Genomic DNA, 16,898 nt, shown 5'->3' on the forward strand with positions numbered 1-16,898 from the left:
ACTTTCATTATGAAGAAAATTAGTATTATGCTAGCAATCATACTGTGGATAATCACTGCTGCGATATTTATTGAACGCTTTACTGAACGTCGGTTACTAACGTTAATTCCAATTATTGCCCATAATCAAATTCACGGCGTCTTTGGTTGGGTCTTAGTGCTTTCAATCATCTTTACAATTATTCCCATTATGATGCCGCAGAAAAAATAATTCCGATCATCGAATCCGATATTACAATCAAGTTTAAAAATGGGATTGGCGTATTAAATGCGTCAATCCCATTTTGTTTTGCGTATGATATTAGGAAGCTAAGATTGCGGTTTCCCGGTGACTTTCCTGCTACATTGTGGAAACGTGCTCCGAAGTCCGCGTTGAAAACGCTGGCGAGTCCCTTTAGGGGCGACGCAACTGACACTAACGTCTAAGAAAAAGCTAGCAAAAATCCATACCCGGGATTTCCGCTAGCTTTCCTGCTACATTGTGGAAACGTGCTCCGACGACCCAGGCACTAACGTCTAAGGGCAAAGAAGCAAAAACCCAAAACCGGGGTTTCCACTTCTTTGCCCTTAGACACCGTGCCTACCGGGTCTCGTCGCACTCTACTTTGGATCATCAATCACCATCACATTCACAGTCGAATGCCGCACAACATACGCGGTCGTCGATCCCAAAATAGCTCTCGACAATCCGTTGACGCCTGACTTGCCCATGACGATCAGAGAAACGCCGTACTTTTCCGGCAGCTCTCTGGCAATTTGAATTTTTGGCACACCCACTACAAAATGAGTTTCCGCCTTCACGCCCAACTTTTCAGCATCGGCCGCCGCATCCTCCAAGATTTCCTCGCCCCGTTGTTGGAACGATGCCATGACATCTTGGCCAAGGGTCACCCCATACTGAACATAGCGTTGATCACTTGCAATCGACACGATAATCAGCGTCGAATCAAACTTTTTAGCCAGCTTGGCCGCTTCGGACACAGCCTTCTTTGAATTTTCACTGCCATCAATTGGAACCAGAATTTTTTCGTACATCCCCAGCACCTCCAGATTAGTTCTTCACAAATCAAGTTTACCATTTTAACGCCATTACAGCATTTCTAATGCTTATTTTCCAAGTATTCTGTGAATAATTGTTCATAGATATCAACGAAGTTCAGATACATCTGCTTATCAACGTATTCATTCACCTGATGAACCGACTGGCTGCCGGGACCAAAGATGATGAACGGGAAATCCTTTGGCTTATCAGCCAGCATATTCGACGCGTCGGTGACCGCTGGGATGGCGCCCGCCTCAATGTCATGGCCGGCGTAGGGTTTCGCAATTGACTGCGCTAATGAAATCAAATCAGGATCCCCCAGCGTCTCAACCGATGGCTGTGACATGTACGTTTCTTTACTGAGCTTGGCACCACGCTTGTTCCACTTCTCAACCAGTTGATCCAGAAGCTGTTCAGCCACATCGTTATCAAATTCGGGAATCGTCCGGGCGTTAATTTCAGCAACCGCCCTCTCCGGAATGGAATTAACCTGATTGCCGCCTTGAAAGATCGTGGTATTAAATGACAAATCGCCCAATAGCTGATTATGTTTATCAGCGCCGCGGAATTGATGATTTGCATCGTGCAGCAGCTCAATGAGCGGATCAATGGCGTTGTACCCTTGCCCAGGCATCGAACTATGGGCCGCCTTGCCGGTTGATGTCAGCCGAATATCCATTGAGCCTTTGTGGGCATACGCAATCCGGTAGCCGGAAGGTTCGCCGATAATCAGCGCGTCAACGTCCGTCATCGCGCCATTTTTGGCAAACGTCCGTGATCCCAACTCGCCAACTTCTTCGCCCATCGTCGCCATCAACCGAATGGTGCCGGTCTTTAACAAGTCCTGGTCATGGATGTCAATCATGGCGATCACCATGGCTGCCAGACCGGATTTCATATCGGCGGCGCCACGCCCATAAAGCTTGCCGTCACGTTCTGTCAAGGTAAACGGATCACTGGTCCACTGCGATTCATCCCCCGCGGAAACCACGTCCATATGCCCAGAAATTCCCAGTACCGGCTTGCCGCTGCCAATTTCGGCCTGAAGATCGGTCCGATGCTCACTCACCGGAATGATCGTCGCCTCAATGCCGTGTTTGGCCAACAGGTCCTTTAAATACTCACTAACCGTTTCTTCGTCGGTATTCACCGATTTAATGGCGACCAGATCTTTAAAAATCTGCAGCCGTTCTGCTTCTGAAATTTTTGCCATTTAGATTCCTCCGCTTCGTTAAAATTTCGGGCGATCAACCGATCTCCTATTTTCTATGATAAATGACTAATCAAGTCCTTATTATCAGCCAGGGCGTGCTTGCGTTCCGCCAAACGATCAGGGTACGTCTGGACGAGGTATTTCTCCTCAGGGGTTTCAGCGACCAACTGCGGGAAGTCGATCTCGTCCAGCGGATTGGTGACCACCAACGTGCAAAAGGCCACAAAAGCGACCTTGCTGGTTTTGGTTTTCTTATCAAACGCGTTGAATTTTGAAAACACCTCAACGGCCTTGTGATCCGCACCGGTCACGTACGAGGTGCAAGTACTGATGTCATCCGGGGTAATCGGCGCTAAAAACTGAACGTGATCGTACCCCGCGGTGACAAATGCCAGATGACTCGGCAGAAATTTCACCGCCGAAAGGCCAGCGTTGGCATCCAATATTTCCAGGGTTTTACCGCCAAACTGAATCCGATTATTGTTCAGATCCTGTGGGAACACGTAACTTTCATGAACGGCGTATGTTTGCGCGCAGGTTATTTTTTCGACGATGGTTATCTCCTCCAGTTCAAATGCAATCAAATCATCGTTTCCATGATACCCTTTTCATCAGCATTGCCGCAATGACGACGGCTTTTTAGTTTGTAACAAGCCGGCCTGATAAATCCTTGCACTTTTTAATAAACCGCTTACAATGAGGGTAATCAAACAATTAGCGGCCACGCGAATTTTCTAATTTAGTGGCAGCCATCCCTTCCGCCTAACCCACTTCCTGGTTCCGTTTAGCGAAAGGGACTGGATACTATCTCCTTGAGATCCATCGGTGAGACTTTCCCACTGGCGGATCTTTTTTGGTTGTCAAAGGGGCTTTTCCAAATTAATATCGGTAATCTCAAAGCCACTTTTTTGATACACGTGAAGGGCGCGCTCGTTATGCCCGAAAACGTGAAGGGCAATGCGCTTAAAGCCCAATTGGCGGGCCTCATCGTCAGCCAACTGTAATGCCTCAGTGCCAATACCCTGATTTTGATAGTCCTTAAAAATATAGAGGTCGTAAATAAAAGCTGCCTCCGGATTATCGTGACTTTTGGCAAGCCACAGAACGCCAACCTTGGTCTTATCCTGATCAATTCGATAAAAGTAGTTATCGGGCGTCTTAATCCCGTTGGGCAGCAGCCGCTGATAGGTTTCGCTGGCCCGTTGAAACGCCAACTGTTCGTTCCAGGTGCCAGCCTTAACCTTTTCGCTGGCAAAAGTTGTCGCCGCCGTGGCCAAATAATCATCATAATCCGCTTGTGTCATTGGTGTTAGTGAAAGCATGTGAATCCCTCCCAAACAAAATTTGCGTTGCTTAACGGTTCTATTATACGCCAGCTAAAAAGCGCCAACTCTTAAATGTCTACATCCTGACATTTGGGAGTTGGCGCTTAGATTTAGGTCATTCATCCGCGGTGCTAGGTTCCGTTGAGAGGGGCTTAGCGGATGACAATCCTCAAATCCTGAATTAAATCCGTTTCTTGATGAAGCCGGCACCACCCAGGGTAACCAGAAGTAACAGGATGCCGAGAAGGACTGGCATGGTGGCTTGCTGATCACCGGTCTGTGGGAGGGTCTGCTGTGGGTCATTCTTGCTTGGTTCATTGCTTGGTTCCGCGATTTTCGCAACTTTTCCGGTTTGACCCGGCCGGACATTTTTACCTGCCGGTTGGTTGGTCTTGCTGAGGGTCACCGGCCCATCAATCTTCTGATCGGTGGTTGGGATCTCAGCGTCTTCATCCCGGGTTGGCGTGGTTGGATTTTCCGTCCGCTTATCCGTTTCAGGAGTTGCCGGATTTTCCGGTTTCACGTCTGGTTCCGGTGTGTTGGGTTGGTCAATCCGTGGGGTCAACGGCGTTACTGGAACTGGGGTGGTTGGCACGTCGACGACGACCACAGGCGTGGTTGGTGTCGGCGTTGGGTCAACCGGGTTAACCGGTGGTGTTGGCTTGTCCGGTATTGGCTGAACTGGATCTGTTGGCGTCACTGGTTTGTCCGGTGTCTTTTCGTCAACCGTCTTATTGGTAAAGGTGATTTCGAAGATGCCATTTCCCAAGTCCTTCAAATCCGTATTGCTTGCGGTAAAGCCAGTCACGGGTGTTTCTGCGACCTTGTAAGCAATGTTGGTTGGTAACCCTTCAAACGCGCCGGTCCAGTTATCAGCCGCGGTTAACTCGATTGAATCAACCACTTGGCCATTTTGAGGACTGGTTGGGTCATCCAACACAAGATTGAGGGTGACCTTATCAGGCTGTTTGACCTTACTGTCAGTCAACTGCCATTCCTTGTTGACCTTGATTGTTTTGTCATAATCCAATTTGGTTCCAAAAATCACTGAGCCGTTGGCACCAATCCCACCACCGCGAGGGGCTTTATTGCCGGTGATGATGACGGTTGCCAATCCCGCCGCAATGGCCTTGGCGGCGTCCGTTGCGTCATTTTTCAAACCAATAAATTCAGTGACGTTTTGAACGGTGACCGGGTCCGTTTCCTGCTGGCCGTCCCGATCGTGATACCATTTCACGCCGCCGCCACCGAGCATCCGGTTGGCAAGGCTCGTGTACTGATCAATCGATTTTGCTTCACTCAGCACTTCGTCACCGTGGGTCAGGGCCTTGTTATCATAAATCGCTGTCCCGTCCGTGACGAAAATTTCGGCTGAGCCGGTCGGACAGAACCAGATACCGCCGCCCGATCCGGCTAACAGGACCGTTCCGTTTGAGTATGAATCCTGACCGGCAATCGCTTCGTTTTTGGTAATCAAGCTATTGCCAAGGTGGAGCGTGAAATCAGCAATGCTGACATAGATACCGCCGCCGTGCTTGTCAGCCAGGTTGTTGGTAATTTTGGCCTTGTTGATGGTCACTCTGTTGGAATTAACGTAGATCCCACCACCTGCGGCAGACGCGTGGTTGCCATCAATGACGGCATCGTTAATCGTTAACTTAGCAGCGTTTAGCTCGCCAAATTCTTCGGCGGTCTTCTTATCAAGCCCGGGATAGCCGACGTGCACGGCAATTCCAGCTCCGGATGCCGTCGGACTTGGGGTGGTGCCGAGAAAACCGGTTTGGTTGCCACTAATCGAGCCACCGTTAATGGTTACATCACCGTTTCCAAAGACGTAAATTCCGCCAGCCTGCTGCTGGGAAATGTTGCCATCAACGGTTCCGCCATTCATCACCATTGTTGCCACGTTGGGAAATTCGTAGCTTGCATACCAGCCGTTCATGTCGCCAACGATGACGCCACCGCCGGCAAGCCCGATATTATCGTCAACGTGGCCGCCATTCATGATGAAATGAGATCCGCCGCGGATGTTGATACCACCCACAGTTTGAGACATTCCTAATCCACCGACGTTTCCGATGACAGAACTGCCATCGTTCATAACGACCGTTGCGCCGTTATCCGTCACAATACCGCCAGCGCCGATTTCGCCACCGCCCTCTTCGGGTTGCAGCTGATTATTCATAATATAGGCATTTTCGTTTAGCGTGAGGTTACCGCCGTCAACGATGACCGTACCGTCGTGGAACGAATATTCAGTGGTCACAATAACGAAATCTTTAATCGTTGTGTTGGTTAAATCAGCCGTACCCGCTACATACATAGCGGAAGCTTGCTCATTGATGGGTTCCCCAGTAAAGATCATCTTGTGGTCGGCAGCCGCCGGAACGATTGAGATGCCGTCCTTTTGGCTTCCCTTAAAGGTCACGGAAGCACCCTTTTCCACGCGAATCTGCTTACCAATGTTGAGTTGGACCGGATCACCCTGATTGATAAAGGTGATATTTTGGCCCTGCTTGATGAAGATCCCTTCAACTGTCGCAAATGATTGCCCCAGACTAATTGTATGGGCCGTCCCGTCATTTGGGGCGTTGTTCAGGGCGTCATTGAGCTCCTGCTCGTTGGTCACCACCGTTTGTTCGTCGGTGACGGCCTTGGCAGCCGCAACTTTAGCCTGCTTTGGCGCCTTGGCAATTGACGGTGCCTTTTCGTCCGCGCTGGCTTGTGGGGTGGCCGTTGTAGCTAGCTGAGATTGGTCCTTGACCGGCCCGCTAGTTTGATCTTTGGCCGCGGTCACGTTTGGTTGATTGACAACCTTCTCAGTTGTTGCCGCCGGGGCCCCTTGATCAGATTGTTTGGAATCTGTCGTGGTGACCGGCGCGGTTTGCGCAACCGGTTCATTGACATCGCGAGGCTGCTCGCCAACGACGGTCGGTTGTTGATTAGTCTGCTGAACCGGTGCCGTTTCGGATGTGGCCTGCGACTTTGTGGTTTGTGAGGTTATCGTTTGTGATGTCGTTGTTTGTGGTGTTGTAGTTTCCGTTAAATTTTCTTGGGCCGCGGTTGAATTCTGGGCTGGCGGACTGGTTTCGTTAACGGTACCAGTTGCCGGAGTTGTGGATTCAACCGCTGCTTCTTGATTGGCAGTGACCTGAGCTGTTTGCGGTGCGTCCGCTACCGGTTCGGCCCGAGCAAGTGTGCCATGGCCGCCCAGTAACATAATCAGCGTTATGAAGGCGATCACTGCCACCAAACAGGCAGCTGCAAGTTTTGACCGCCGCTTTGTCCCTTCCATGATAATTCCTCCTCCAGAATGTTGATAATCCTAAGCATGTTTTAGACATCCCCTGATGTCACCGTAAATATACCAACTTGCTCAGCTAAGTACAACACTTAATCCCCATATTCATTACATATTCTTAATAATTAGTATATTACTAATTATGAAATGATTAAGTTATTGATGCCGTTTGGCATTTTAAAGGAATCCGGCTATGAATTTCAAGCACAGCTAACCGCCTGCCGTGAAGGATATGGCAAATGAGAGGGGTCAAAGAATGATCGTGATTTTACTAAATTATTAATTATTTTTCTCACATAGTTTCGACTTACCATTGATATCCAAAAATTGTGATCACTGAAATAACTACGCATTCATCGTATCATTTCTTCACCATCTGTCATTTTTAAGCTCTTGGCGGTTCATAAGCATTGACAGCGCTTACTTTTAACGCCATTATTAACTTGTTGATAGCCGTTTGGAAATGGGTGACGAAAAGACCGCTGACCGTTACAATATAATTTACTAAAATAAAGAAAAGAGGATTCATTTATGACAGAAAATAATCGTGAGTGGAAAGAAGCCTTGAAATCCAAGGAAGCCTTTAATGATTATATTTCCAACTACTTCAAGGAACACAAAGAATTAACTGGTTCGTATGATATTCCGTCCTATTACGAACACTACACCGTTCGTTTGGATAGCCACGACGGCCTTGTAATTACACTGGTTACCGGCGTTCAATCCACCGGCGGGGAATCAAACGTCCCCCTACCTTTCAAGCAAAAAGAGGTCATGTCAATCGAAGATTTTCGCCAATTAATTCTGCACAAGAAATTTGCCGACACGACCCAATCACTGGCTGACGTATTCCAGACCGTCGCTGGTATCCCCAGCTCGGACGATCAATCAAACGACTAATTCGGTTAATCTGGTCCAATCATCACCAATTTGGATCTTCACACGGCGTAAACAAATAGGCTGAAGCAAAATCATGGATTTTGCCTCAACCTTTTTATCTTTGGTTGCAAATCGCGTTCTGCCTACATTCCCAACACTAACCGCAGGAATCCCAGCGAAATAACGCCAACCACAACGGTCACCAGGAGATTTTTAGAAATCAGGGCGCTTAATACGGTTGGTAGGGATGCCAATAAGTTCGGCATATCAAGTGATGGTAAGTGCCCTAAGTGTTGAATAAACAGGTTCTCAAACCACAGCGCCGACATAATGGCAATGGGCACGAAGCTCAGAAATTCGATGACCCCGGATGAAAGTTGAAATTTTTTCAAGATCACAAACGGCATAATCCGGGACAACCAGGTGGCAATTCCCGATCCTAAAATTGTGAAAAAGACAAAACTAGAAGAAACCATGTTTAATCACCACCCCAAACGCGCAGGCCAGCAGCGTTACCACCAGCGTCAGTAAATTTGCCGGAATAAAGATAATTCCGATATACGTCGCCACCAAAACGAAGGCGACCACGATCAGCTGCAGCTTGAATTTGATTGACTTATCACTAATCAACTGCAGGTACAATAACCCGATGAACATTGCAACCAATGCAAAATCCAAGCCAAACTTTTCCGGATCGCTAATGAAGTTGCCAAGCAGCGCCCCCACCAGTGAAGCCGCCGCCCAAGCCGTGTAGGCGAACCAGTTGACGGTGTTAAACCAGGCAAAATTCAGCTTCCGATCGGTAAAATTCAGCTTATTCATCCCAAGGGCAAAACTTTCATCGGTCACTAAGCCGCCCAGAATAATATTTTTAAGGAGACTTTCCTTTTTGAAGTACGGTGCCAGCGTCGTACTCATCAAAATCATCCGTGAGTTAACCAGAAACGCTGACAGAATAATTGAAATCATGGGGCTGTGCGTGACCAGCATGCTCACAATGATAAACTGGGACGCCCCGCCATATGTAATCAGTGACATTAAGGTAATCATCAGTGGGCTGATTCCCGAAGCCTTGCCAACAATTCCGTATGCCAACCCGATGCCTATGTAACCAAAAACCGTCGGCAAGGTCTCCCGCGCCGCACTTGAAACCGTTAATTCGTTGTTCACGCTGACTCCCCCATTCTCTGGAATGAAATTTATTGAGGCAAAATGAGTCCTTGCATCAAATCCGCGTTCGTTGTTTAATATACGTAACAACCGTATAATATACTGAACATTAATCGAATTTTAATGCATTTATCATCTTATGTCAACACCATTTTGGGGGTTTTTAGCATGGACATTGGGGTTATTGTGAGCACCAATCTAAGAAAAATACGCGCTGAAAAGGGTTATAGCCTCACGAAACTTTCGGAACTTTCCGGTGTCAGCAAGGGGATGCTGTCGCAGATTGAAAATAACGGCACCAGTCCCACGATCAACACCATTTGGAAAATCTGTAGCGGGTTGGGCATCCCCTACACCGCGCTGTTAGAAGGCCAGCCGACTGAATCGGCGGTTATCAGCAAAGCGCAGACATCCCGCCAGGAATCTGAAAACGGCCACTACCGAATCTTTGGCTACTATCCGGATTCACCTCACCATAATTTTGAATTATTTCAGATGGAACTGGATCCGCAGTCTGCCTATACGTCAATTGGCCACTCTAAGGTCAACCGGAATGGTGAATCCGAAGAGTACGTGATGGTCATCCAGGGTGAGCTTACCATCGACGTTAGCGACAAACATTTGGAACTTGGCCCAGACGATGCCACCAAATTCAATTCAACTCGTCGCCACATCTACCGTAACTCCGGGCCGGCGGTTGTGAAAGCGGTCATCATCAACTTTTACCCAGTTTGAAAATCGTGCCAATAATCATGAAATATGCCTTGAAATCAATCGAAATATCGATTACAATGATTATCCCTTGAAGGTTAATTTCACTTCAAGGGAACAGTCGTTTTTCAACTCATTCTTGGAACGGAGGCATTCCTATGACTCAAAACAGCATGGTGAAAGTTCGTCCAGTTATCCTGAAAGCGCATGGAAGCGAGGTGGCGTTTGCGCCGGGTTACTCTGAAAGTGCCCGCAATCGCTTTATCAAACTCAGAGAACAGGTTGATCGCGCGCCCTTCGATACCGACGCCGAATTCGAATTAGCAATCGAAGATAAGCTGCGGGTTGACGCGCTCAATGACTTTTATGCCAATCGCGTTACCGACCCATTCCGGGCTAAGGCGGGTTGATTGACTTAACATCTAAATTTAACTAGAACCAAACTTAAAGCGGCTGGTTTCCGGGTAACGGGAACCAGCCGCTTTTATTGTCGACTTTACATATCGAATTATGCCTTCAAAAATAGCAGAATGCCAAACACCACCAATAAGCCGTAAACGTATTTGACCATCTGGGCATTATTGATGTGGTCAGCCAGCCAATTGCCAAGCGGGATTACAATCAGCAGCAGCGGGATAATCACTGCCAACAGTTCCGCAACTTCAATGTGCCAGAATCCGGCAGCTGCCTGGCTTGCGACGACTAATATCCCGACACACAAAAAATGCGCCTGCAAAATACCACGCAGCTCCATGACCGGCCATTTTTTCAGGGTGCCATACACCACAATTGGCACCCCGTGGCTGTTATAAGCGCTCCCCATGAGGCCGGAAATCAGACCGGCTAAATAGTCGTATCCGTTAGCCTGAAACTTGGGCGGACTCACCCGATGCTGGTGAATTCGAATTAAACAATAAGTCCCGTACCCAATCAAGAATAGGCTGAAGATCCGCATGATAATTGTCTTGTCGACGTATTTAATCAACAAAATTCCCACCGGGACGCCGAGCAGCGAACCGGTGACCAACCGCCGGACGACCGCAAAGTTGATGTGGACCCGGTAACGAATGGCCCCCGGCAGCGCGACAATTAACCCCAGCGCGCCGATCAACGCGACCGACGTTTGCAGGTTCACCGCCAACAAAGCCAGCAATGGCATGGTGACCAGCGCTTCGCCAAATCCAAACACCGTTCGAACAAGGGCGCCGAACAGCGCGATTAATACGATTAAGACCAGTGTCATCACAGTAAAAACCCAACCTTCTTTTGATTATTTCGTCATTGGCGGTACTAAGTCGATCTCACAATCCCAGCAAAGAGTCAGTTTTTCAGGAATCCATAGGTACCAATTGACCACCCCAAGACCCAAAGCGACGCCACAAATAAGGGCCATTTCATCACATAATCCATCCCGTTAAACGCCACCTATTTAAGTTAACTTAAGTATACTAGGTGGCTTCCGAAAGATAAAATGAGCGGGTTAGCCAGTCCATGCTTCAGGCACTCACAAATCAGTCGACACCAAATAAAAAGTCGTTTCCACTTCCCTCAGGGGTTACTGGAACCGACTTGTTCGCGTTTATGCGACTGGATGTTTATCTTTATAATCTTGCCAAGCTGCTAGACCGGCATCGGTCAAACCGTCAACCGATGTGCCATCACTCTTGATGAGACCAGCGTCAATCAGTGGTTGTGGATGACCGCCAATTGCATTATCGCAATAGTCAACGAAGTGGTTAATCAGCGTTCCACCACCAACTCGTCCCGTCTTAATCGCGTTTAGAATATCAAAATCAGTTTGTGACAATTCCATAATTTGAAAGTCCCCCCTTTTTGATGTCATTATAGTTGATTTTCTTAAATTGAGCATCAAAGAAGGCTCGCGGTTAGTCATTGTTCCTGATTAGGAGAATCATGTTCAGCTTCCCATTTTTTGATTTGAGCCAGGCGACGCTTAAATCGCCCTTCATTACCCTGCTCGGTGGGTTCGTAGTAGGTATGGCCAATGAGAGAATCCGGCATCGTTTGCATATTCGTCAGCTTAGCCTTGGATTCGTGAGCATACTGGTAACCAGCCCCATACCCCAGATCACTCATCAATGAGGTTGGGGCGTTGCGTAGTTGTAGCGGAACCGGTTCGTTGACCGAGTGCTTGACGTCTTCGGCAGCTTTCATTTTCGCCTTATAAATCGCATTCGATTTGGGCGCTAACGACAGGTAAATAACCGCTTCGGTTAAGTGAACGTCACACTCTGGCATGCCAATGAACTGACAGGCCTGAAACACATTGACGGCGACATTTAAAGCGTTGGTATCGGCCAACCCAATGTCTTCACTGGCAAACCGGACTAAGCGCCGGGCAATGTATAACGGATCTTCACCGCCGTTCATCATCCGGGACAACCAGTAAACGGCCGCGTTGGCATCACTATTTCGCATTGATTTGTGCAGCGCAGAAATTAAATTATAGTGTTCCTCACCACTCTTATCGTAAAGAAAAGATTTGGTCGCCATTAACTGATGTAAATTATCGGTGGCAACCTTCGTGACCCCATCGGCTGTTGGGCTGTTATTAACGGCCATTTCCAGCGTATTCAGCGCGACCCTGGCATCGCCATTGGCAAATTCAGCAATCTGCTTAATGGCCTCATCGCCAATTTCAATTTTCTGTTTGGGAAACCCGTCGGGATGCACGAGGGCTTGGCGAATTAATTGTTCAATATCGGTCACCTGCAGCGGTTTCAGAACAAAGACTTTGCATCGCGACAACAAAGCCGAATTAATTTCGAAGGAGGGATTTTCAGTTGTCGCCCCAATTAAGGTGATACTGCCCTTCTCAACGAACGGTAAAAAGGCGTCTTGCTGGGCCTTATTAAAACGGTGAATTTCGTCCACGAACACAATGGTTTTGCCGCCCATGTCCCGGTTGGCTTCCGCATCCTTCATGAGGTTACGAATATCGCGAATTCCGCTGGTCACCGCACTAAAAGTCACAAATTTGGCTTTGGTTTTTCGGGCAATAATTTCCGCCAGGGTCGTCTTTCCAGAACCCGGTGGGCCCCAAAAGATGATTGACGGCAGTTGATCGCTCTCAATAATTTCCCGCAGGACTTTACCCTTGCCTAATAATTGCTGCTGGCCGGCAAATTCTGCGAGCGTCCGCGGTCGCACCCGGCTGGCCAACGGCTGGTTAGCAAGGTCATTACCCACAAATAACGATTCCTGTTTCACGATCGCACCTCGGTTCTCGAAACGGATTAATCATTCTCCTTTTATTATACGAACATACGTTCAATTCGTCAATTAATTTCCATAAAAAAACGGATCGACTAAACTAGCCGACCCACTTTTAATTGAAAGTCATTTATCATAAGGAGCGCTGTGTTTTCAAATTAAGCCACTAAGTCAGCTGCCATATGGAATGCATCCGGCAACGATACGTCGGCTTTGGCAAACCGCTTGTTTAATAGTAACTGACGGAAGTCCTCTACTGACACGTGTTCGGTATCCTTGATTGGCATTCCTTGACCAGTATAGGATCCGGTTGTCAAAGTGACGACCAGTCCATCCTTACTGTCCAAATGAATGTCGTAATCCTCAAAGTAAATTGAGTCATCGTAATGACCCTTCATTTCGCGATGGTTGTTAAAATACTTTCTAACAAAGTCTTGGAAGGCTTCCTTAGATTTCAATGACTGACGCCATTGTTCACTCGTTTCGTTAGCCATAAAAAGACTTCCTTTCTCTTTCTCAAAATCAATTCTTAGATCGATTTGTAAATGAGTCTCTCATCTCATCTACTAATTTTCATTCTAAACAGAATGCCGGGAAGTTCAAGCCTTGAATCGGGTGAAAGCGTTGCCATATCAACTTTTATTTAATTTTTACCAATTAACAACATTCGGGACGAAAAAGGACTGGCGCAAAATTTTTAACTTTGCGCCAGTCCTTTCTATATTTCGTTGAAAATGAGCCAAAATCATTTCAGCTAATGTGAAACCGATTCTGTAATCTTAATTTTCATCCTTATGCCAGAAATCAGTGACGGCACCCTTTGCGGAGCTGGAGACGATGTGCGCGTATTTGCCAAGCGCTCCCCGTGAATAAAGGGGTGGAATCGTGGTTTTGGCTTTTCGTCTTGCGATTTCTTCGTCGGAAACCTTCATGGTGATTTCGCGGGTATCGTAGTCAATAACCACAGTATCGCCAGTCTTCAGGTAGGCAATGTTGCCGCCGTCCTGCGCTTCAGGGGCAATATGGCCGACCACGACCCCATGGGAGCCACCGGAGAACCGACCGTCAGTCAGCAGCGCCACGGATTCACCCTGACCCTTACCAACTAAAATACCGGACAGTGAGAGCATTTCCGGCATGCCAGGGCCACCCTTAGGGCCAACGTAGCGAACGACAATCACGTCACCAGGCACAACTTTATCAGCCAAAACGGCGTCAATCGCGTCCTCTTCGTTATTGAAGACCTTCGCAGGCCCTTCATGATGGTTAACTTTAACGCCAGAGACTTTCGCAACCGCACCTTCAGTAGCCAAATTACCGTGAAGGATGATCAATGGGCCATCCTTACGCTTTGGGTGATCCAAAGGCATGATGACGTCCTGACCCTTCTTCAGATCTGGCTGATCAGCGAGGTTTTCAGCCAACGTCTTGCCGGTACATGTCATGCAGTCACCGTGAAGGTAACCGTTGGCCAGCAAATATTTCATCACGGCTGACACGCCCCCAACATTGAACAGATCTTGGAAGACGTACTTGCCGCTTGGCTTCAAATCAGCCAAATGAGGAACCTTCTTCTGGAACGTGTTGAAGTCATCCAGGGTTAAGTCAACGTTAGCGGCATGCGCCATTGCGAGTAAGTGCAGCGTTGAGTTGGTTGAACCACCCAGTGCCATGACAACGGTGATCGCATTTTCAAAGGCGTCACGAGTCATGATGTCCTTAGGATAGATACCCTTCTTCAACAGGTTCAAAACAGCCTCGCCGGCATCCTTGACATCCTGCTTCTTTTCGGGACTTTCCGCCGGATGAGAGGCGGAACCTGGTAAACTCATTCCCAAGGCTTCAATTGCTGAAGCCATGGTGTTGGCCGTGTACATGCCTCCACAGCCGCCGGGTCCGGGACAGGCATTACATTCAATTTGCCGCACTTCTTCGGCGGGAATATCGTGATCGTTCCACTTCCCGACAGCTTCGAACACCGAAACCAAATCGATGTCTTTGCCGTTTAATTTACCTGGGGAAATGGTTCCCCCATACACGAAAATCGACGGTACTTCAGCGTTGGCCATCCCAATTAATGACCCCGGCATGTTCTTATCACAGCCGCCAATTGCGACAAACGCGTCACAGTTGTGGCCCCGAATGGCCGTCTCAACTGAATCGGCAATGATATCTCTGGAAGGAAGCGAGTAACGCATCCCCTGAGTTCCCATTGAAATCCCGTCAGAAACGGTGATTGTTCCAAATTGAACCGGCCAGCCGCCAGCGTCACGAACACTCTTTTCGGCCAGATCGCCGAACCCTCTTAAATGCATGTTACAGGGCGTGTTTTCGGCCCAAGTACTAATAACGCCGACAATCGGCTTCTTGAAGTCCTCGTCCTTCATTCCCGTTGCCCGCATTAAAGCCCGGTTAGGTGACTTAACCATGCCATCGTAGACGTGACTTCTGATTCGCAGATCTTGTGAATCCTGATCATCTGCCATTCAAATCTCTCCTTTCAACGCAAACAATAATATGTATAACACTAATCAAATTAATGCTATTGTAACCGAATTCTAACACAAGTTCAGAATTTTTCTAGTGCTCATTAAAATATAATTAAAATATATACTTGAAAAATCCCGTGATATATGAAAAAATACAGTCACACATTTTTTTGAAAGGGTGGTTAATATGAGAGATGACATTAAGTTAAACGATCGGGCCAAAGCAATTAGCGATCAGTTGGTCGATCAATTAGAAACGGTTTATGACACGGAGATCGGCTTAGACATTTATAATCTTGGTCTCATTTATGAAATCAATTTGGATGCGGATGGCCATTGCAAAATTATCACAACATTTACAGAAATCGCCTGTGGCTGCATGGATACCGTGCCCAACGATATTATCAACGCCCTCACCCAGATCGACGGGATCAACAAAGTTTCCGTTGAAGTTGTTTGGACCCCTAAATGGGAAGTCACTCGAATCAGCCGGATTGGCCGGGCAGAGCTAGGGATTGCCGTTCGTTGACCAGATACATAATTTTAGTTGTCCCAACACCAAAACAAGCCGCCGGCGCAGTGACCGAAGGCTTGTTTGATGAATCTATTTAATTGTTTTCCAACTCGTCGAGGGCGTTTTCCAACTGCGCCTTATTTGCGGCATCCAAATCCGGATATTTCAACGGTAATTCTTTCATCCGCCGGTCGATAATATCCGAGACGCAAAGCCGCGAATACCACTTATCGTCGGATGGAATGATGTACCAGGGATTTTGTTTGGTTGCCGTGTGGGTAATCGCCTTTTCATAAGCCGTTTGATAGTTATCCCAATACCGGCGTTCCCGAATATCGGCGGCAGAGAACTTCCAATTATGGTCCGGCATTTCAATCCGGCGCTTGAACCGGTCCTTCTGCTCGTCCTTTGACATGTGCAGGAAGAATTTCAACACCATAAACCCATTTCTGGTCATGTAATCCTCAAAGAAGTTGATGTCTTTGAAACGGTCATCAAAGAAGCCGTCGTCGACTTGGTCCAGATCCTTGATGCCGCCAATGTGGGCATCCACAATTAATTGAGGGTGCACGCGACTAACCAGCACGTCTTCATAATAGGAACGATTATAAATCCCAATAATCCCCCGTGACGGCACGTGGCGATGAATCCGCCACATGTAATCATGATTTAATTCAATCGAAGTCGGCTGCTTGAAGCTGGTTACTTCACAGCCCTGGGGATTGACACCACTTAAAATATGACGAATCATGCTGTCCTTACCGGAACCATCCATCCCCTGAAAGATGACGAGCAGGCCAAACCGGTTTTGCGCGTATAACTTGCCCTGCAAATCTTGTAAGGTCGTAATGTTGGTTTCAATCCGGGCCTTAATATCGGTCTTGGTTAAATTTTCGTCAGTGGCATAAGTCGGGATCTTTTTGATTTTAAGGTCGTGATCCCCATTGAAACGAAATGATTTTTCACGGCTAAATTGTTTCTTCGATGCTTTTTTGGAATCCATTGCTATTCCCCCATCATT

18 protein-coding genes are annotated in these 16,898 nt (G+C 47.7%); 5 read left to right on the top strand and 13 right to left on the bottom strand.

Annotated features, from left to right (window positions below):
• The first annotated feature begins 9 nt into the window (after positions 1 to 9).
• Positions 10 to 210 (top strand): hypothetical protein, encoded by a 201-nt coding sequence (locus tag FD47_RS05035; RefSeq protein ID WP_054733566.1) that lies wholly within the window; start codon positions 10 to 12, stop codon positions 208 to 210.
• Positions 211 to 599: 389 nt separating this feature from the next.
• On the opposite strand, the gene FD47_RS05040 is transcribed toward FD47_RS05035, so the two are convergent.
• From FD47_RS05040 to FD47_RS05060, 5 genes are all read right to left on the bottom strand, one after another.
• On the bottom strand, positions 600 to 1,034 hold the full coding sequence (locus tag FD47_RS05040) for a universal stress protein (RefSeq protein WP_054733563.1): 435 nt from the start codon (positions 1,032 to 1,034) through the stop codon (positions 600 to 602).
• Positions 1,035 to 1,099: 65 nt separating this feature from the next.
• Positions 1,100 to 2,254 (bottom strand): ArgE/DapE family deacylase, encoded by a 1,155-nt coding sequence (locus FD47_RS05045; protein WP_056980138.1) that lies wholly within the window; start codon positions 2,252 to 2,254, stop codon positions 1,100 to 1,102.
• A 53-nt stretch (positions 2,255 to 2,307) separates the two neighbouring features.
• Positions 2,308 to 2,838, bottom strand: coding sequence for an acyl-CoA thioester hydrolase (locus tag FD47_RS05050; protein WP_225352776.1), 531 nt, complete (start codon positions 2,836 to 2,838; stop codon positions 2,308 to 2,310).
• A 276-nt stretch (positions 2,839 to 3,114) separates the two neighbouring features.
• Entirely contained in the window at positions 3,115 to 3,576 is a 462-nt protein-coding gene (locus FD47_RS05055) for a GNAT family N-acetyltransferase (RefSeq protein ID WP_054733561.1), read from the bottom strand.
• 184 nt (positions 3,577 to 3,760) lie between these two features.
• Positions 3,761 to 6,874 carry a Cna B-type domain-containing protein gene (locus FD47_RS05060; protein WP_056980140.1) on the bottom strand — a complete coding sequence of 1,038 codons (3,114 nt, stop codon included), beginning with the start codon at positions 6,872 to 6,874 and terminating at the stop codon, positions 3,761 to 3,763.
• Positions 6,875 to 7,411: 537 nt separating this feature from the next.
• On the opposite strand from FD47_RS05060, the gene FD47_RS05065 reads away from it, so the two are divergent.
• Complete coding sequence (locus FD47_RS05065) at positions 7,412 to 7,780, top strand: hypothetical protein (protein ID WP_054733551.1); 369 nt, start codon at positions 7,412 to 7,414, stop codon at positions 7,778 to 7,780.
• 122 nt (positions 7,781 to 7,902) lie between these two features.
• Here FD47_RS05065 and FD47_RS05070 read toward each other — a convergent pair whose 3' ends face one another.
• Together FD47_RS05070 and FD47_RS05075 are read right to left on the bottom strand one after the other, a co-directional pair.
• Positions 7,903 to 8,235, bottom strand: coding sequence for an AzlD domain-containing protein (locus FD47_RS05070; protein WP_054733549.1), 333 nt, complete (start codon positions 8,233 to 8,235; stop codon positions 7,903 to 7,905).
• Positions 8,222 to 8,929 (bottom strand): AzlC family ABC transporter permease, encoded by a 708-nt coding sequence (locus FD47_RS05075; protein WP_056980142.1) that lies wholly within the window; start codon positions 8,927 to 8,929, stop codon positions 8,222 to 8,224. Before FD47_RS05075 ends, FD47_RS05070 begins: the two co-directional genes overlap by 14 nt.
• 168 nt (positions 8,930 to 9,097) lie before the next feature.
• Here FD47_RS05075 and FD47_RS05080 point away from each other — a divergent pair, with 168 nt between their 5' ends.
• Positions 9,098 to 9,664, top strand: a complete 567-nt coding sequence (locus FD47_RS05080; protein ID WP_054733545.1) for a helix-turn-helix domain-containing protein — start codon at positions 9,098 to 9,100, stop codon at positions 9,662 to 9,664.
• 134 nt (positions 9,665 to 9,798) lie between these two features.
• Positions 9,799 to 10,050 carry a hypothetical protein gene (locus FD47_RS05085; protein WP_054733541.1) on the top strand — a complete coding sequence of 84 codons (252 nt, stop codon included), beginning with the start codon at positions 9,799 to 9,801 and terminating at the stop codon, positions 10,048 to 10,050.
• Positions 10,051 to 10,148: 98 nt separating this feature from the next.
• Here the strand turns inward: FD47_RS05085 and FD47_RS05090 are convergent, their stop codons facing one another.
• The 5 genes from FD47_RS05090 to ilvD all read right to left on the bottom strand — a co-directional run bounded on the left by FD47_RS05090 (position 10,149) and on the right by ilvD (position 15,360).
• Positions 10,149 to 10,883: a sulfite exporter TauE/SafE family protein gene (locus tag FD47_RS05090; RefSeq protein ID WP_054733627.1), complete on the bottom strand. Its 735-nt coding sequence runs from the start codon at positions 10,881 to 10,883 to the stop codon at positions 10,149 to 10,151.
• 336 nt (positions 10,884 to 11,219) lie between these two features.
• The gene (locus FD47_RS05095; RefSeq protein WP_054733539.1) at positions 11,220 to 11,453 is read right to left on the bottom strand and encodes a hypothetical protein; all 234 of its coding nucleotides are present in this window, start codon (positions 11,451 to 11,453) and stop codon (positions 11,220 to 11,222) included.
• A 77-nt stretch (positions 11,454 to 11,530) separates the two neighbouring features.
• Positions 11,531 to 12,871 carry a replication-associated recombination protein A gene (locus tag FD47_RS05100; RefSeq protein WP_054733535.1) on the bottom strand — a complete coding sequence of 447 codons (1,341 nt, stop codon included), beginning with the start codon at positions 12,869 to 12,871 and terminating at the stop codon, positions 11,531 to 11,533.
• A gap of 161 nt (positions 12,872 to 13,032) precedes the next feature.
• Positions 13,033 to 13,368 (bottom strand): hypothetical protein, encoded by a 336-nt coding sequence (locus FD47_RS05105; RefSeq protein ID WP_008212869.1) that lies wholly within the window; start codon positions 13,366 to 13,368, stop codon positions 13,033 to 13,035.
• A gap of 285 nt (positions 13,369 to 13,653) precedes the next feature.
• Entirely contained in the window at positions 13,654 to 15,360 is a 1,707-nt protein-coding gene (gene ilvD, locus FD47_RS05110; protein WP_056980144.1) for a dihydroxy-acid dehydratase, read from the bottom strand.
• A 190-nt stretch (positions 15,361 to 15,550) separates the two neighbouring features.
• Here ilvD and FD47_RS05115 point away from each other — a divergent pair, with 190 nt between their 5' ends.
• A complete protein-coding gene (locus tag FD47_RS05115) occupies positions 15,551 to 15,892 on the top strand; it encodes a metal-sulfur cluster assembly factor (RefSeq protein ID WP_054733533.1) in 342 nt (113 codons plus the stop codon).
• A 79-nt stretch (positions 15,893 to 15,971) separates the two neighbouring features.
• Here FD47_RS05115 and FD47_RS05120 read toward each other — a convergent pair whose 3' ends face one another.
• Positions 15,972 to 16,880, bottom strand: coding sequence for a polyphosphate kinase 2 family protein (locus tag FD47_RS05120; protein ID WP_054733529.1), 909 nt, complete (start codon positions 16,878 to 16,880; stop codon positions 15,972 to 15,974).
• Between the last annotated feature and the right edge of the window lie 18 nt (positions 16,881 to 16,898).

Origin of the sequence: Lentilactobacillus parafarraginis DSM 18390 = JCM 14109 (assembly GCF_001435895.1) — a bacterium.
GTDB classification, from domain to species: domain Bacteria; phylum Bacillota; class Bacilli; order Lactobacillales; family Lactobacillaceae; genus Lentilactobacillus; species Lentilactobacillus parafarraginis.

Excerpts from the sequence above, each read along its gene's own strand:
- FD47_RS05035 (WP_054733566.1), top strand. The coding sequence starts at position 10 with ATGAAGAAAATTAGTATTATGCTAGCAATCATACTGTGGATAATCACT.
- FD47_RS05040 (WP_054733563.1), bottom strand. The coding sequence starts at position 1,034 with ATGTACGAAAAAATTCTGGTTCCAATTGATGGCAGTGAAAATTCAAAG.
- FD47_RS05045 (WP_056980138.1), bottom strand. The coding sequence starts at position 2,254 with ATGGCAAAAATTTCAGAAGCAGAACGGCTGCAGATTTTTAAAGATCTG.
- FD47_RS05055 (WP_054733561.1), bottom strand. The coding sequence starts at position 3,576 with ATGCTTTCACTAACACCAATGACACAAGCGGATTATGATGATTATTTG.
- FD47_RS05060 (WP_056980140.1), bottom strand. The coding sequence starts at position 6,874 with ATGGAAGGGACAAAGCGGCGGTCAAAACTTGCAGCTGCCTGTTTGGTG.
- FD47_RS05065 (WP_054733551.1), top strand. The coding sequence starts at position 7,412 with ATGACAGAAAATAATCGTGAGTGGAAAGAAGCCTTGAAATCCAAGGAA.
- FD47_RS05070 (WP_054733549.1), bottom strand. The coding sequence starts at position 8,235 with ATGGTTTCTTCTAGTTTTGTCTTTTTCACAATTTTAGGATCGGGAATT.
- FD47_RS05080 (WP_054733545.1), top strand. The coding sequence starts at position 9,098 with ATGGACATTGGGGTTATTGTGAGCACCAATCTAAGAAAAATACGCGCT.
- FD47_RS05085 (WP_054733541.1), top strand. The coding sequence starts at position 9,799 with ATGACTCAAAACAGCATGGTGAAAGTTCGTCCAGTTATCCTGAAAGCG.
- FD47_RS05090 (WP_054733627.1), bottom strand. The coding sequence starts at position 10,883 with ATGACACTGGTCTTAATCGTATTAATCGCGCTGTTCGGCGCCCTTGTT.
- FD47_RS05095 (WP_054733539.1), bottom strand. The coding sequence starts at position 11,453 with ATGGAATTGTCACAAACTGATTTTGATATTCTAAACGCGATTAAGACG.
- FD47_RS05105 (WP_008212869.1), bottom strand. The coding sequence starts at position 13,368 with ATGGCTAACGAAACGAGTGAACAATGGCGTCAGTCATTGAAATCTAAG.
- ilvD (WP_056980144.1), bottom strand. The coding sequence starts at position 15,360 with ATGGCAGATGATCAGGATTCACAAGATCTGCGAATCAGAAGTCACGTC.
- FD47_RS05115 (WP_054733533.1), top strand. The coding sequence starts at position 15,551 with ATGAGAGATGACATTAAGTTAAACGATCGGGCCAAAGCAATTAGCGAT.
- FD47_RS05120 (WP_054733529.1), bottom strand. The coding sequence starts at position 16,880 with ATGGATTCCAAAAAAGCATCGAAGAAACAATTTAGCCGTGAAAAATCA.